The 14,351-nt window shown below is 67.5% G+C and carries 14 protein-coding genes; 4 read left to right on the top strand and 10 right to left on the bottom strand.

Annotation, left to right across the window (positions count from 1 at the left end):
* The first annotated feature begins 56 nt into the window (after positions 1–56).
* Positions 57–650 carry a hemerythrin domain-containing protein gene (locus tag NA3_RS14525; RefSeq protein WP_062964148.1) on the top strand — a complete coding sequence of 198 codons (594 nt, stop codon included), beginning with the start codon at positions 57–59 and terminating at the stop codon, positions 648–650.
* 285 nt (positions 651–935) lie between these two features.
* Positions 936–1,487, top strand: a complete 552-nt coding sequence (locus tag NA3_RS14520; RefSeq protein WP_062964147.1) for a dihydrofolate reductase family protein — start codon at positions 936–938, stop codon at positions 1,485–1,487.
* 29 nt (positions 1,488–1,516) lie between these two features.
* Here NA3_RS14520 and NA3_RS38590 read toward each other — a convergent pair whose 3' ends face one another.
* A complete protein-coding gene (locus NA3_RS38590) occupies positions 1,517–1,705 on the bottom strand; it encodes a VOC family protein (protein WP_084491556.1) in 189 nt (62 codons plus the stop codon).
* A 111-nt stretch (positions 1,706–1,816) separates the two neighbouring features.
* Here NA3_RS38590 and NA3_RS14515 point away from each other — a divergent pair, with 111 nt between their 5' ends.
* Positions 1,817–2,668, top strand: coding sequence for an SDR family oxidoreductase (locus NA3_RS14515; RefSeq protein ID WP_062964146.1), 852 nt, complete (start codon positions 1,817–1,819; stop codon positions 2,666–2,668).
* A gap of 117 nt (positions 2,669–2,785) precedes the next feature.
* Here NA3_RS14515 and NA3_RS14510 read toward each other — a convergent pair whose 3' ends face one another.
* The 9 genes from NA3_RS14510 to NA3_RS14470 form a co-directional block, all read right to left on the bottom strand.
* Positions 2,786–4,153: an MFS transporter gene (locus tag NA3_RS14510; protein ID WP_062964145.1), complete on the bottom strand. Its 1,368-nt coding sequence runs from the start codon at positions 4,151–4,153 to the stop codon at positions 2,786–2,788.
* Positions 4,154–4,423: 270 nt separating this feature from the next.
* Entirely contained in the window at positions 4,424–6,010 is a 1,587-nt protein-coding gene (locus tag NA3_RS14505; RefSeq protein WP_062964144.1) for a flavin-containing monooxygenase, read from the bottom strand.
* Entirely contained in the window at positions 6,007–6,861 is an 855-nt protein-coding gene (locus NA3_RS14500; RefSeq protein WP_062964143.1) for an alpha/beta fold hydrolase, read from the bottom strand. The genes NA3_RS14505 and NA3_RS14500 overlap by 4 nt, the downstream gene beginning before the upstream one ends.
* A 46-nt stretch (positions 6,862–6,907) precedes the next feature.
* Complete coding sequence (locus tag NA3_RS14495; RefSeq protein WP_062964142.1) at positions 6,908–7,666, bottom strand: aspartate/glutamate racemase family protein; 759 nt, start codon at positions 7,664–7,666, stop codon at positions 6,908–6,910.
* Entirely contained in the window at positions 7,663–9,021 is a 1,359-nt protein-coding gene (locus tag NA3_RS14490; protein WP_084491555.1) for a M20 family metallopeptidase, read from the bottom strand. The genes NA3_RS14495 and NA3_RS14490 overlap by 4 nt, the downstream gene beginning before the upstream one ends.
* Positions 9,018–10,322 (bottom strand): amidase, encoded by a 1,305-nt coding sequence (locus NA3_RS14485; RefSeq protein WP_062964141.1) that lies wholly within the window; start codon positions 10,320–10,322, stop codon positions 9,018–9,020. The genes NA3_RS14490 and NA3_RS14485 overlap by 4 nt, the downstream gene beginning before the upstream one ends.
* 1 nt (position 10,323) lies before the next feature.
* Entirely contained in the window at positions 10,324–11,196 is an 873-nt protein-coding gene (locus NA3_RS14480; RefSeq protein WP_062964140.1) for a VOC family protein, read from the bottom strand.
* 47 nt (positions 11,197–11,243) lie between these two features.
* Complete coding sequence (locus NA3_RS14475) at positions 11,244–12,302, bottom strand: FAD-binding oxidoreductase (protein WP_062964139.1); 1,059 nt, start codon at positions 12,300–12,302, stop codon at positions 11,244–11,246.
* 4 nt (positions 12,303–12,306) lie between these two features.
* Entirely contained in the window at positions 12,307–13,500 is a 1,194-nt protein-coding gene (locus tag NA3_RS14470; protein WP_062964138.1) for a Rieske 2Fe-2S domain-containing protein, read from the bottom strand.
* A 211-nt stretch (positions 13,501–13,711) separates the two neighbouring features.
* Between NA3_RS14470 and NA3_RS14465 the strand changes: the two genes are divergently transcribed.
* Positions 13,712–14,344 carry a winged helix DNA-binding protein gene (locus NA3_RS14465; protein ID WP_062964137.1) on the top strand — a complete coding sequence of 211 codons (633 nt, stop codon included), beginning with the start codon at positions 13,712–13,714 and terminating at the stop codon, positions 14,342–14,344.
* Positions 14,345–14,351 lie beyond the last annotated feature (7 nt).

Raw genomic sequence — 14,351 nt, 5'->3', positions numbered from 1 at the left:
CGCGGCAGGCGGCCGTCGAGTTCCGTGCTTACCAGCGATCGGCGTCAGGGAGGAATGTGGATATCACCCAGTTGATCCTCGATGACCATCACGAGCAGCGGCGGCTGTTCGCGATTCTGGAGCAGATCGATCGCGGGTACACCGGTGCGCTGGGGGCGATCTGGGACCGGTTGGCGGCGTTTCTCGACTTGCACGCGCAGGCCGAGGAGGAGATCTTCTATCCCGCGCTGCTGCAGGTGGGGATCGCGGCTCGCCGGGCGAGCGGGGCGGAGGACGAGACGCTCGACGCGATCCACGACCACAACGAGATCAGGGACGCGGTCGCGGAGGTAGGGAGGCACCAGGTCGGCACCGACGAGTGGTATGCCGCGGTCGCGGCGGCGAATCTGGCCAACAGCGACCATATGGCCGAGGAGGAACGGGAGGGGCTCACCGACTTCCGCCGCTTGGCCGGGCTGCAGCGCCGCCATCAACTTGCCGTGGCCTTCGCCGCCTACGAGGCGCGTAACTACGCGGGCGTCGTGCCCGTCGACAAAGACCCGGCCGGCTACGTCCGCGCGGCGGAGGCGGCGCTGCGTACCGGGGCGAACGGATCGCTCAGTGTGGGCAGCTTGAAGCGATTCCCCCGGGCTGAGCGCCCATTGCCATAGGGGGTCGGGAGTCGTCCAACCCGCTGTGGCGGAAGAAGGGATTGTGAACGCCGCCGTCACCTGTGGGCCGTACAGGTTGTGCAGTTCGACATCGTGCAGGACGCGTCGGACGGCGGACACTAGTCGGTTTCTGTTGACTACAGAGCTTTGGGCGCTCGACAACGGCCGCTACGCGTACTTCTATCTCGAACGGGTCTGATCCGGCGGCGATGACCGCGTCGCGACCGATCGAATCGGTTCCGCTGTGCGCCGATGAATTTCGGGCGCGCGCGGCGTCTATGCGGTATGAGGAAACTGAGCTACGGGATCAGTATGTCCCTGGACGGCTACATCAACGACCGCGACGGCAGCATCGACTGGTCGAATCCGGACGACGAGTTACACCAGTTTCACAACGACCGGTATCGCGATATCGAGATTTCGCTGCACGGTCGCCGCCTGTATGAACTGATGGCCGAGTACTGGCCGCATGTGCCCGAGGACGCGCCGCGCATCCAGCGTGAATTCGGCGGGTTGTGGACGGAGAAGCCGAAGGTGGTCTTCTCCCGGACACTGACCGAGGTGCAGTGGAACAGCACGCTGGTCAGCGAGAACGCGGTGGAGGAGGTGCGCAGGCTGAAGGCCGAGGGCGACGGCGTCATGGAGGTCGGGGGCGCGACTCTCGCGGCCTCGCTGATTCCGCACGGGCTGATCGACGAGTATCAAGTGTTCGTCCTGCCCGTGGTGCTCGGCGGCGGCACGCCGATGTTTCCCTTGCTGGACAAGCGAATTCCGCTCCGGCTGGCGGAGACGAGGCATTTCGACACGGCGGTCATGCTGCGCTATGTCGTCGAGTGAGGACGGCTCCGAAGCGGCGCTCGCCGACGTCAGCCGGTGGCCGTAGCCCGACTGGCGATCTGGTAGACGTTCCCGAACGGGTCGCGAACCATGGCGCGACGGTCACCGTACGGCGTGTCGAGCGGTGCCTCCACCGCGACCGCGCCGGGGTGGTCCTCGACCACCATGCGCGGTGTCACCGAATGAAAGCCTGGCGGAGGAGTGGAAGCCGCAGCCATCGATCGAGTGTGGCACGAGTATGCCGCGCAGTTCGGTACGACGGTGACGGGGCAGGATGGTCGCCGGTGGGTGATCGTTCGAGGCTCGGGTAGCGGAAAGCAGGCGATGCGGTGGGTGTGTACGTGGTGACCGGGGCGGCGTCGGGAATGGGGCGCGCCGCGGCGGAGAAGCTGCGCGAGCGGGGTCATACGGTGGTCGGTGTCGATCTGCAGGACGCGCAGGTGGTCGCGGATCTGTCGACGGCGGCCGGCCGCCGCACCGCGATCGACGGTGTGCTCGCGGAGGTCGACGGGCATCTCGACGGCGCGATACTCGCCGCGGGGGTGGGGCCGGCGCCCGGTGCGGACCGGCCGCGGCTGATCTTCGAGGTGAATTACCGCGGCGTCGTCGATCTGCTCGACGGCTGGCGCTCGGCGCTGGCTCGGGCGGACGAGGCGAAAGTGGTTGTGTTCGGCAGCAATTCGACGACCACCACCCCGTTGGTGCCGCGCCGGGCGATTCGTGCGCTGCTGGCGGGCGACACCGGCAAGGCGCTGCGGGCGTTGCGGATCTTCGGCCGGAACGCGCCGTCGATCGCCTACGGCACGTCGAAGATCGCGGTGAGCCACTGGGTGCGCCGCCACGCGACGACCGCGCAGTGGGCCGGCGCGGGGATCCGGCTCAACGCGCTGGCACCCGGCGCGGTGCTGACGCCGCTGTTGGAAAAGCAGCTCGCGACCCCGGCCGAGGCGAGGAATATCGAGCGTTTCCCGGTCCCGATCGGCGGCTTCGGCGATCCGGATGATCTGGCCGAGTGGGCGGTGTTCATGCTGTCGCCGGCCGCCCGTTTCCTGTGCGGCAGTATCGTTTTCGTCGACGGTGGCAGCGACGCCTACTTCCGTGCCGACGACTGGCCGCGCGCGGTTCCGCTGCGCAAGCTACCCGGTTACCTGTGGCGGTTCTTCGGCTCGGGCCCGCGCTGAACGTTTTGGAGCCCAGACGGCGGCCAGTTCGTGCCGCAGCACCATTTCGGCCGGATCGGCACCTCGGGTCGGCAGTGTGGGGCCGATCTTCGAGATGGCGGACCGTAAACCCGGCACCTACCACCGGTGGGCGGTCGCGACGGCTTTCGGGGAGCGCGGAATGAGCACGACGCGCCTGCCCGAGATCCGCACGCGCAGGCCGGCGGCACGGGCGAGAACGACACCGATCACCGCCGCCGACAGTGCGGAGACCGCTCCGCAGGCGAACAGGCCGAGCCGGGGGCCGAACTCCTCGGTGAGCCATCCGACGATCGGGCCGCCGATCGGTGTGCCGCCGGTGAAGACCATCATGTACAGCGACATCACCCGCCCCCGCATGCCCGGGTCGGTTTCCAGCTGCACCATCGAGTTGCCGGAGGTGTTGAACGTGAGTCCGAGCAGGCCCACCACGGCGAGCAGCGCGGTGAACAGCCAGTAGTCCGGCGCGAAGGCGGCGACCGCCTCGAGCGCCCCGAAGCCGATGGCGGTGGCGACCAGCATCCGCATCCGCACCCGCCCGCGGCGCCCGGCCAGCAGCGCGCCCGTGAGCGAACCCGCCGCGAGTGCGGTGTTGAGCAGCCCGTATTTGCCGGCGTCGACATCGAAGACGTGATAGGCGAAGCCCGACAGCACGGTGGGGAAGTTGTAGCCGAAGGTGCCGATGAAGCCGACCATGACGATCGGCCAGAGCAGTTGCGGATGCGCGCTCACGTACCGCAAACCTTCACGCAATTGGCCTTTCCGTCGCGGCAGGCGCGGCACCGGTGTCAGCTGCGCCGGTCGCATGGCCAGCAGGCCGGCGATGACCGCCACGAAGGAGCAGGCGTTGATCGCGAAGGCCCAGCCGGATCCGACGGCGGCGATCAACGCTCCGGCGACCGCCGGTCCGACCAGTCGCGCGGCCTGGAAGTTCGCGGAGTTCAGGCTGACGGCGTTGCGCAGCCGTTGCCGGCCGACGATTTCCGGGACGAACGACTGCCGGGTCGGATTGTCGACCACGGTCACCAGGCCCAGCAGCAGCGCCAGCAGGTAGACGTGCCACACCTCGACCCTGCCGGTCAGCGTCAGGACGGCGAGGACGGCGGCGAGCAGTCCCATGGTTGCCTGGGTGAGGACCAGAAGCCCCCGCTTGGGGAAGCGGTCGGCGATGACGCCGCCGTAGAGACCGAACAGCAGCATCGGCAGGAACTGCATGGCAGTGGTGATGCCGACCGCGAACGAGCTGCCGGTGAGGCCGAGCACCAGCCAGTCCTGCGCGATCCGCTGCATCCAGGTGCCGGTATTCGAAACCACCTGGCCCGCAAAGTAGTAGCGGTAGTTCGGGACGGCGAGGGAAGCGAACATCCCACCCGTGCGATCCGGCTGTGCCGGCGGCGGTGCGGGCAGATCGGGCGGAAGTGAATCGGTGGCGGTGGTCGGGAAGTCGTCGGTGCGAGTCGCGGTCAAAACTGCCTTTCCTGCGGTCAGCTCCTTGTTCGGTGAGAGCAACGGTCGGTTGCTGCGGATGGGCCCGGACGGTGGATGCGGCGTGGCGCCGGGCGGATGCCCGAGCCGCTCCACGTTGCTTAGCCTATCTAATCAATTATACTGCAGAGCTCCCCGCCGAAATCGACGACTTCTGTGCGGTTGGCGACACGACGGACCGCCTGGACCGGCAGGGTCCGCAGTCCGGGTGGGCGGACCGTTCCGGCACCCGGACCACGGGGTGTGGTTTCGTTACCGCGGGGAGGAGGCCGGGATACCGTCCCGGGAGGTCGCGGCGCCTCGGTCGGGGAAGCGCCGATGCAGGGCCGCGGTCGCGGACCGATAGGCGGCCGGCTTCACCGGAAGCACCCACTGTCGCAGCCGAGCCGCCGGTCCGATGTTCACCCCGATCTCGTCCAGGATCTCGTCCACGTGGCGAATCGAGAACGGAATGATGTTGGTGCCGCGGGCCTGCTTGCCCTCGGTGCGTTCGATCATCCAGTTCAGGCGGCGCCGTGCGAACTCACGTCGGTGTCCGGGCGAGGGCAGGTCGGTGCCGCCACCCGCCAGACAGGCGACCACCCACATCGCGGATGCCTCGGCGGCGATCGGGCTGACCAGCGACGAGCTGTAACCGACGAAGAACAGGTTCGGCACGTCCAGTGGCAGTATCTGGCGGTACAGCAGGAAGTTGCCGTTGCCGTCGGTGAGGCGGTCCTGCAGCGCGGCGCTCAGGAAGGGCACCCGTTGGGTGAAACCTGTTGCGCAGACGACGATGTCGGCATCCCGCAGCGTGTCGTCGGACAGCGCGATGGTCGGCTTGCCGTCCTTCTCGTGCAGCCTCGTGATGATCGCGCCGCGGTGCAGGGTGATGACGCCGTCGCGGATCTTCTCGTAGAAGTTCTCCGTGGCCAGGCTCACCGCGTGCCGGACCACGCGTTCGAACGGGCCGTCCGGCACCAGTCCCAGCCGGTCCAGCATCAACTGCCGGCGCACGATCGACCCCATGCCGCCGAGCAGCGCGTTGCGCAGGAAACGTCCCGGCCCGGTCAGGAATCGAGCGAACCCGCGCTGTTCGATATGGTCGAACAGCGCTTCGCTGAACCTGGTGAGCAGGATGTATTTGTAGGTCACCAGCCCGGCGAGCTTCCGCGGCACCTTCCACGTCACCTCCCGGGCCACGACGGTGGTCGAGCGAGCGACATCACTGAGCGCCTCTGCGATATCGCAGGCGGATTTGCCATAGCCCACCACGACGACATCCTTGCCGGCCGCGTCCTCGAGGCGGGTGAAATCCGATGCGGCGCAGATCTTTCCGCCCGCTCGTTCGAAGTCCTCCCGCCCCGGGTACTCGGGAACGAACGGATCGCAGAAGATGCCGGTCGCCACGACGAGGTGGTCGAAGGCTGCCGGTGCGTCCGTCCCGGTGGTGAGGTCCCGGACGGTCAGGGTCCAGGTTCCGGTTCGCTCGTCCTGGGCGGCTTCCGTCACCTCGGTCCGCAGGCGGATCAGTCGATGCAGATCGAATCGGGTCGCGTAGTCCTCGAGATAGTTCTGGACCTGGGCGCCGCTGGGAAATTGCGGGTAGGCGCGCGGCATCGGGAAGTCCGAAAACGCGTAGGTGCCCTTGTTGTTCTGCGTGGTTACGCCCGGATACCGGCGAGTGCGACTCCATACCCCGCCGACGTCGGGGGTGCGGTCGTAGACGGTGACGTCGAACCCGAACTCGGTCAGTAGTTTCGCCGCACACAGTCCGGAGACACCGGCCCCGATGACCGCGATCCTCGCCGAGTGCTCACCCCCGGCGCCTCGGGGCCCGGCATTGCCCGGCGCGCTCACGCGTGGACCCCGGCCGTGGTGCGCGCTTCGTGGAAGAAGGCGGACACCAGTTGCTGGAAGCGTTGTGCGTGCTCGATCTGCGTCCAGTGCCCGCAGTGGCCGAACACGTGCAGCTGCGCGTTGGGAATCACGGCGAACATGTGCTGTGACGCCTCCAGGGGTACCACGCGGTCTTCGCGTCCGTGCAGCAGCAACACCTCGTGCGGGATGGACGCCAGTTCTTCGTCGGACACGATCTGGGCGTCCAGCCACCGCGCCCGCGGTGGAGGGAAGACTTTCTCGAAAGCTTCCTGTGCGCCGGGCCGGATGGTGGCGCGGTAACGCAGTTCGGCCAGCTCGTCGGTCACGAGCGACCGGTCGTAGGCCATGATGTCCATGATCTTCTTCATGTTCTGCACCGACGGGGTGTAGCCCCAGAGCTGGTCGAGCTCGTCGGTGAAGCGCATCTTGACTCCGCCCGCACCCATCAGCGCGATCCGGTTCAGGCGCTCCGGATGTCGGATGGCCAAGTGCAGGGCGAGCCCGCCGCCGAAGGAATTCCCGACCACGTGTGCCTTCTCGATACCCAGGCCGTCGAGCAGGGCCACTACCTGGTCGATCCAGGTGTCGAAGATGTGGAAGTCGGCCGGTTCGGGAAGTCCGGTGTAGCCGAAGCCCACCAGATCGGGGGCTACGACCCGAAAATCATCGGCCAGCACCGGGATGAGGCCGCGCCAGTTCGCCCAGGCGGAGACGCCGGCGCCGGAGCCGTGCAGCAGCAGCACCGGGTCGCCGGTTCCGACGTCGTGGTAGTTGGTGTCGAAGGTGCCGGTGCGCATGCTCCGGCCGATTTCGGGATTCTCGGTGGTCATCGTGTACTTCCTCGGGGTGCCTGGGTGGTTCGGTGTATCGGGTCGTTCAGTGGGTGGCCGCGAGCGCCGACAGCAGGTCGTCCTGGACGAGCGCGGGAGACGGGAAGGCGCGTTTGCTGTGGCTCAAGCCGGTCACCACCAGCAGCTCGCAGAGCTTGTAGGCCACGACGCCGGGATTGAGGACCGGCACTTCCAGCACCCGCGACAGGTAGGCATGAGACTGGTGCATCGTGGTCGAGCCGAGCACGATGACATCGGCGCCGTCGTCGTCGATCGCGGTGCGTGCTTCGCGTTCGAGCGCAGCGAAGACGAAATCCTCTTTGCCGGCGAGCAATTCGGCCGTATCGGGTGCGACGCCGATATCGCGGACAGAGGCCATGCGGGCGCTGAGCCCTTGCTCGCGGGCCGCCTTGTGATACAGCTCGTGCCACTGCGGCCACATGGTGATCACCGAGAACTTCTTGCCCAGCAGCGATGCCAGCAGCATCGAGGCCTGACTCGGTGCCACCACCGGAATGGTGAGCCGCGAACGCAGCGCCGCCAGCGCCGAATCACTCATAGAGTTCACACACACCGCCGCGTATCCCTGTTCCTCGGCGCGGGATCCGGCCTCGAGGACGAAGGCGTCGGCCAAGGTCGTCTCGTACGCGCTGTCCAGCGTGGTGCCGCCGGCGCGGGCACTGACGAAGACGTTCTCGAAACCGGGATGCACGATGTCGTCCGGGATCTGCGCGGCGAAGGCGGCCAGCGCCTCCGGCGGCACCGGTACCGGAACGATGTTGAGTATCTTGCGTTCTGGGCTCACAGTCCCACGTCCTCTCGGGTTCGGGTAAGGGTGTCGACGACGGCGTAGGCGACGGCGCGCACGGCGGTCATCACGTCGGATACCGACGCGACGCCCATGCCGCCCAGGCCTTCGTTCAGTTCGGCGGGTGCGGTCGCGGGCGGCCAGGGATAGCCGATGCGCGCGCAGGGGACGCCCATCCGGCGGATGAGGGTGCCGTCGGTCTGTCCGCCGAGCAGTGGTGTGGATTCGTAGGGCCGGCCTTCCACTTCTTCCCACCCGCGCCGGCAGGATTGGATGATCCAGTTGCCGGGATCGGTCATGCCGCCGGGCAGCGAACCGTACATCTCCCAGTCGAGATCGATATCGGGCTCGGTCGAGCGAATGTGGGATATCAACTGGGCGAACTGATTTCGCACATCGCCCGGAGAGGTTCGGGGGTTGACCCGGACGTCGAGGTAGATCTCGGTGGTGGCGGAGGGGAAGGCCGGCTTGTCCGGGTTTCCGGAACGCAGCGCCGAGATCCATCCCTCGGGAATGGTGGATCCGGAGGTGTTGCGTGCGGTGTATTCGGGCAGCCAGGCCTCGATGAGGTCGACGACGCGCGCGGCCGGGACGATCGATGAGCGGAAACCCGGTGTGCCCCTGCTGATTCCGGAGTATCCGAAGGTGCCGCGTACCGACACCTTGAACCAGCACATGCCCGGCTCCTCCGGGTAGACGGCCCACCACGGTTTCAGGACGATGGCGTGATCGGGCATTGCGCCGTGGGTCAGCAGATGGAACACCCCACTGCTCATGCCCACGTGGTCGCGGCCGCTCATGGTGACCGGCATTCCGCCGCCTGCGAAGCCGATCGCCAGATCGCCGATCAGGGGTACACCGGCGTCGGCGACAGCGTGGACAACCTCGGTCAGCCCGGCCACCATGCATTTCGGATTCGAGGCGCCGAGTCCGATCACCAGATCGCCGTCCACCCGCGCCTGCGGCACCATGTCCGGACGCAACCGGGGCCCGACCCACGGCACATCGGCCTCGGGATCGATGTGGGTGTCGATCGGGGCGTACAGGAGTAGCCGGCTGCCGCCGCCGCTGCCGCGCATCTCGCCCAGCACATTGCCGGTGTGCTCGCTGACCGGCCGATAGGCGGCGTCGATGCCGACCTCGCGGCGCAGATGGTCGGCCATGAATTCCGAGGCAGCGCGTTCGCGCCCGGTGGGGCTGTGGATGCCGACCAGCTCGACCAGCAGATCGCGGAAGCGGTCGGGGTCGAGTCGATCGCAGACCGCGTCGTACATCGCGCGGCGGTCGTCGTCCAGCGCCAGATCCTGGATCGACTGCGCCGGGGTCTCGGCGCGGGTGATGGCGTCGTTCATCGCTGTTCCTCCGGAAGCGGGCAGCGGGCGGCCAGCCCGACCCGGTCGGTCAGGCAGGTCGCGATGCGGACGAGGGCGTGGTCGGTGCCGGTGGGGCCGATGAGTTGCACACCGAGCGGCAGTCCCGTGGCGCCGGTGCCGGTCGGCAGCCCGACCGCGGGAAGCCCTCCGACGCTGGCGAGCTTGTTGAACACCGGGTCGCCGGTGCTGTCCAGGCCGCGGGGCGCCTCGCCGGTCGAGGCGAGGGTCAGCAGCACGTCGGCACGTCGGTGCGCATCCTGGAGGAAGCGTCGGGCAGCGCGAAGTATGCTGCGCGCGTGCTGGATTCGGCTCGGCTCCGCGCCGCGGCCGAAGGCGAGGAATTCGGCCAGCCGGGGGCTGATGCCGTCGGTTCCATCCCTGCCGACGCGGTCGGACAGCGCCGCGGCAGCCTCTGCGGCCATGATCAGCGTGTGAGCGTCGTCGAGTTCGGCCAGCTCGGGCGGGACGGAAATCTCGGTGACGGTGGTGCCGTGGGCGCGCAGGCCGGCGGCGAACGATTCCAGCCGCTCCGAGGCGTCCCTGCCGGCGCGTTCGGCCCACGGGGGGCGCAGCACACCGACGGTCAGGTCGCGGGTGGCGGGCAGCGCGGTCTGTTCCTCGCCGGTTTGCCCTGGGGCGGTGAGGATGTGGTCGACCGCGCCGAGCCACACCGGATGCCGCGCGAATGCGCCGAGGGTGTCGAAACTCAGCGCCACCGGCAGCACACCGTCGAACGACCACCGGCCGTAGCTGGGCTTGAGCGTGAAGACGCCGCAGTAGGAACCGGGACGCAGCACCGATCCGGCGGTCTGGGTGCCCAGAGCGATGGGTACTTGGCCGTCGGCGACTGCCGCCGCCGAGCCGCTCGACGATCCGCCCGGCGTGTGATCGAGGTTGTGCGGGTTGCGTGTTCGGGCCGGCTCGTAGGTGGCGAACTCGGTGGTGGCGGTCTTGCCGAAGATCAGCGCGCCCGCCGCACGCAGCCGGCGCACCGCTTCGGCATCGCGTCCGGGGCGATGTCCGGACCAGAGGCTGCTGCCGTACGCCGTCGGCTGATCGGCGGTGTCGACGATGTCCTTGATGCCCACCGGAATTCCGTGCAGCGGCGAGCGGGGCGATTCGGCATCGAGTGCGCGGGCCTGCGCGCGGACCAGGTCCGGATCGAGAAAGGCCCAGGCGCGGATGAATTCGTCGCGTTCGGCGACGCGGTCCAGATAGCGTTCCACCGTGCTGATGCTCGAGGTCTCGGCGTGCTCGCCGGTGGCTGCGTCGACGGTCATCTCAGCTCACCTTCTTCCGGACCTCGTGGCCCCAGCGCGCCGGGGCGTCGTAGGTCTGCACGACCCAGTCCTCGCCGACAACCGCTCCACCCCAGCCGATTTCGATGCCGAAGCCGGACGGCGTGGAAAGGTAGAACGAGGTGACCCCGTCGTTGGTGTGGCGACCGAGCGTCATCTTCAGATCGATGCCCGCGGCGGTGATCCGGTCGTAGGCCCGGCCGACGTCGTCGAGCGTGGCGGTCTCGATCATCAGATGGTTGAGGTCGCCGCCGCGCATCCCGAAGCATTCGTTCATCAACGCCAGGCTGTGATGGCGTGCATTGCAGTGCAGAAAGGTGGCATCCGCGCCGTCCCAGACGATGTAGTCGGTGAGCCGGAAGCCGAGGACGCGGGTATAGAAGTCCACCGCCGCGGGATAGTCCGAGCACATGTAGACCACATGCCCCAGGCCCAGTTCGCCGGTGACGAACCCGCTGATCACCCCGCCGGGCCGTACCGGGTGGTGGTCGGTCAGCACGCCGTAGCCGATCTCGGTGGGAAACCCGTCCAGATCGGCGAACCGGATGGCGGCGGCGACATCGGGAGCGTCGCCGGCGGCCACCCGCTCGACCTCTACACCTTCGGCCTCGACCGCATCGGCCAGCGTGTTCAGCTGCTCGGGAGTGTTCACCTCCCAGGTGACCCGTCGGACGCGGTCTTCGGTCCCGGGATACAACGCGATGCGGTGATGGCGGTCGTCGAGTCGGATCAGCAGCGGATCCGCCGGTGAGGTGCGGGGCCGGGCGTCGAGTTCGAGAAGGTCGACCAGCAGGTGCTGCCAGGCGTCGATATCGGCGACCTCGACGGTCAGAGCCCCGAGTCGGGCGATGCTCATGATGATTCACAATCTGTGCGCACCGGCGGCCGGGCCGCCGATGGTGATCAGCTGGGGAGGAATTGCTCGGCGTGGATCCGCTCGGGCGGCAGGCCCAGTTCGCTCAGCCGGACGCGGGCCGCATCGAGCATGGCCGGGGGACCGCACAGGTAGGCGCTGGTATTCGGGTCGGCGACGTCGGCCGCGGTGAGCACGCTGACCGGATTTCCGGTGAGCACATCCGGGTGGTCGAACGGCTCGTCCACCACTACCCGCACCGACAGGCCCGGGGTGAAACTGCGCCGTCCTGCGAGCTCGTCGAGGTGGAACAGGTCGGGTCCGCGAGTGCAGCCGAAAACCAGGTCGATGCGGTCGCGATCGCGTGCGGTTTGCAGGGTTTCGAGCATCGACAGCATGGGTGCCAGCCCGGTGCCGCCCGCCACCATGAGAATCGGACCGGGTTCGGGGCGAAGTCCGAACGACCCCAGAGGCCCTTCCATCTCGAGCTCGTCGCCGACGGCGGCCCGCTCGCGCAGATAGTGCGACATCGCGCCGGACGGCAGTACGCGCACGGTGAAGGTGAGCCGGCGCCTCTCCCGTTCGCCGGAAGCCATGGAGTACGAGCGCCATTCGCTGGTGCCGGGCACCCGCAGCCGCACGTACTGTCCGGCGCGGAAGGAGAACTTCGCCGACTTCGGCAACCGGATCTGCAGCTCGACCACGGACTCGGCCAGCCAGGTGAGACCGGTGACCTTCGTAGTCGTCGTGATGAGCGGGTTCTCGTCGAGCAGGGCCGCTGGATAGTCGAGGTCGATCTCGGCATCGGAGCGGGCACGCGCTTGGCACAGCAGCCGCATGCCCGCCTCCGACTCGTCCGCACGCAGGGGGTAGACCCGGCCTTCGGGCATGACCACGTCTCCGGCCGATACCCGGCCGACGCAGGTGCCACAGGTGCCGATCCCGCATTGATGGGCGAGCCGCACGCCGGCGGCGGCTGCGGCGTCCAGCACCGAAGTGCCCTCCGGTACGTGGATCTCCTTCACCGTGTCGGTGTAACGCAAACGGACACAATGGGTTCCGGTGTCCGCGCCGGCGTGGGAACGGGTTTCGCTCGGAGACATGGTCATACGTTCAGTCCTCGTCCCGATACGGCGATTCGAAGTATCCGCGCAGGTGACGGGCGGCCATCTTGCGCCACGCGATGATGGAATAGTCCATGTCGCAGAGCATTTCGTTGTTCCATCCGTCGAAGCGGGTGTAGTGCTCTTCCGTCGCTTCACGGGCGAACACGTCGCTGTTGTTGAAGCCTTCGAGCGCGAGCGGCTTGAAGAAATGCTCGAACTTGAAGTCGAATTCGGCCCGTTCCTCGTCGGTGTGGGCGCGGGTCGCCACCACCTCCCAGTACTCGTGGTGGTGGTCGTCGATGGGGACGTAGAACTCGTACTGCACGACGTCGGTGATCGGCCAGTGCTCCACCATCAACACGCCCGGCACCCACAGCGAGGTGCGGAAGTAATGCTGAACGTTGCCCCGGGCTTTGATGTCGACCTTCGGGTTCTCCAGCACCGGCTTGTACAGATCGGGCCGGTCGTAGCGATTCATCACGCCCTTGGGCCCGTTGGGGATGTCGATCTCCTCGGTCGCGTCGTCGGTGAGGGCGTTGACGCCGAGCGGCAGCGCACGGTCCAGGGCCACCAGGATCTGGTTGTCCCAGTGCACCAGCAGGTGGCCCGGATCGAGGCCGTTCTCGGCGGCCAGCCGCCAATTGCCGACCAGTTTGCGATGGATGCCGCGCACGATGATGTTGTCGTCCATCAGGTGGGCGACGGGAGAGTTGCCGGGATCGTTGGTCACTCGCATCGGCAGATCGCTCTCGAGCGGCGGCGGGGTGCCGTAGTCCGCATCGCCGACGAAGACGAAGATCATGCCGTTGACTTCTTCGACCGGATAGGTCCGGATCGCGGCCCGGCCGATCAGCGAATCGTCGGGATTGCCGACGATGGTGGTGAGGCTGCCGTCGTCGACGCTGTAGGTGTAGCCGTGGTACCAGCACGTCACGGTGCCTTCGGACAGGCACATCGGCTTCGCCGACAGTTTCACGCCGCGGTGGATACACCGGTCCGACAATGCGTAGGCCTTACCCGCCGACCGTCGCAATGCGATGTCGTGGCCGCCGATGGTGACGCCCTTGACGGTGCCGTCGGCGAGTTCGGCGGAGAACAGTGCGGGATACCAGTGGTTGGCATAGCCCCAATCCGCCTGGACGTAGGGGGCGTAGTGCCGGGTCACACCGGCCGAGGTGCCGTTGTAGTGGTCAGCGGACATCGAGAAACCTCCATCGAGGTGGGGACCACGCCGAGTGCGTGGTTGATCGGTGATGAGTGGCGCGGCGGGGAGTGCGGCGCGGAATGTGGGCTGGACACCGTGGTGTCCTGAGCCACATTACAGAATCTTCGTGGACTATCAATAGACTTTCAACGTAAATTTCATGTTCCACATTGCGGTCGGCCCGGTTACCCGTGTTGGCTGGTGTGCTATGACCGCCACCGAAGCCGCCGGCGACGACCGGCCCGCGAAACTGGACCCGGAACGCCGCTGGCATCTGGCCGAGAACACGCACGAAGAGGCGATGACCGCCTTCGAATTCGCGCTCCTACAGGTCGAAGGTGCCTTCGAGCGGTTTGCGGTGCAGGCGTTGCGCATCGCCGGAGATGTGGACCTGGCCTTCAACGAAGTCGTGGCGCTGCATGTCGTGCGCATGCAGGAACGCGCCAAGGACACCGCGACCATCGCGCAGCTGACCAACCGGGAGGATCTGCCCAACCTGCAGTACAACCTGCGGAAACTGGTCGGCCTCGGTTTGCTCGAGCGCACCAAGTCGGGCACCTCGTCGGTGTTCCGGGTGACCGAGGCCGGGCGCGAGATCTCCGATCGCTATGCCGCATTGCGGCGTGAACTGCTCACCGCGAATCTTGCCGAATTATCCGATGTGACAACGAAAATGGGCCATGCGGTCCGCACGATGCACATTCTGACCGGCCTCTACGCGGCGGCCAGTCGTGATCTGGCCACCATCAATCCGGCGGTCATGTTCCCGGCCGACGGCGGCGAGCCGCACGACGCGCCGGTCGCGAAGCGGCGTCGGCGGCGCGGTGACGGAGCCGGGTGAGTCCCGG

It is taken from the genome of Nocardia africana NBRC 100379 (assembly GCF_001612635.1).
Classification (GTDB): Bacteria; Actinomycetota; Actinomycetes; order Mycobacteriales; family Mycobacteriaceae; genus Nocardia; species Nocardia africana.
The sequence above is the reverse complement of the archived record's forward strand: the minus strand, read 5'-3'. Positions and strand labels throughout refer to the sequence as shown.

Coding starts and splice junctions, on each gene's coding strand:
- NA3_RS14500 (WP_062964143.1), bottom strand. CDS start 6,861: ATGACCACCGAGAATCCCGAAATCGGCCGGAGCATGCGCACCGGCACC.
- NA3_RS14480 (WP_062964140.1), bottom strand. CDS start 11,196: ATGAGCATCGCCCGACTCGGGGCTCTGACCGTCGAGGTCGCCGATATC.
- NA3_RS14470 (WP_062964138.1), bottom strand. CDS start 13,500: ATGTCCGCTGACCACTACAACGGCACCTCGGCCGGTGTGACCCGGCAC.
- NA3_RS38590 (WP_084491556.1), bottom strand. CDS start 1,705: ATGGCTGCGGCTTCCACTCCTCCGCCAGGCTTTCATTCGGTGACACCG.
- NA3_RS14465 (WP_062964137.1), top strand. CDS start 13,712: ATGACCGCCACCGAAGCCGCCGGCGACGACCGGCCCGCGAAACTGGAC.
- NA3_RS14520 (WP_062964147.1), top strand. CDS start 936: ATGAGGAAACTGAGCTACGGGATCAGTATGTCCCTGGACGGCTACATC.
- NA3_RS14475 (WP_062964139.1), bottom strand. CDS start 12,302: ATGACCATGTCTCCGAGCGAAACCCGTTCCCACGCCGGCGCGGACACC.
- NA3_RS14490 (WP_084491555.1), bottom strand. CDS start 9,021: ATGAACGACGCCATCACCCGCGCCGAGACCCCGGCGCAGTCGATCCAG.
- NA3_RS14485 (WP_062964141.1), bottom strand. CDS start 10,322: ATGACCGTCGACGCAGCCACCGGCGAGCACGCCGAGACCTCGAGCATC.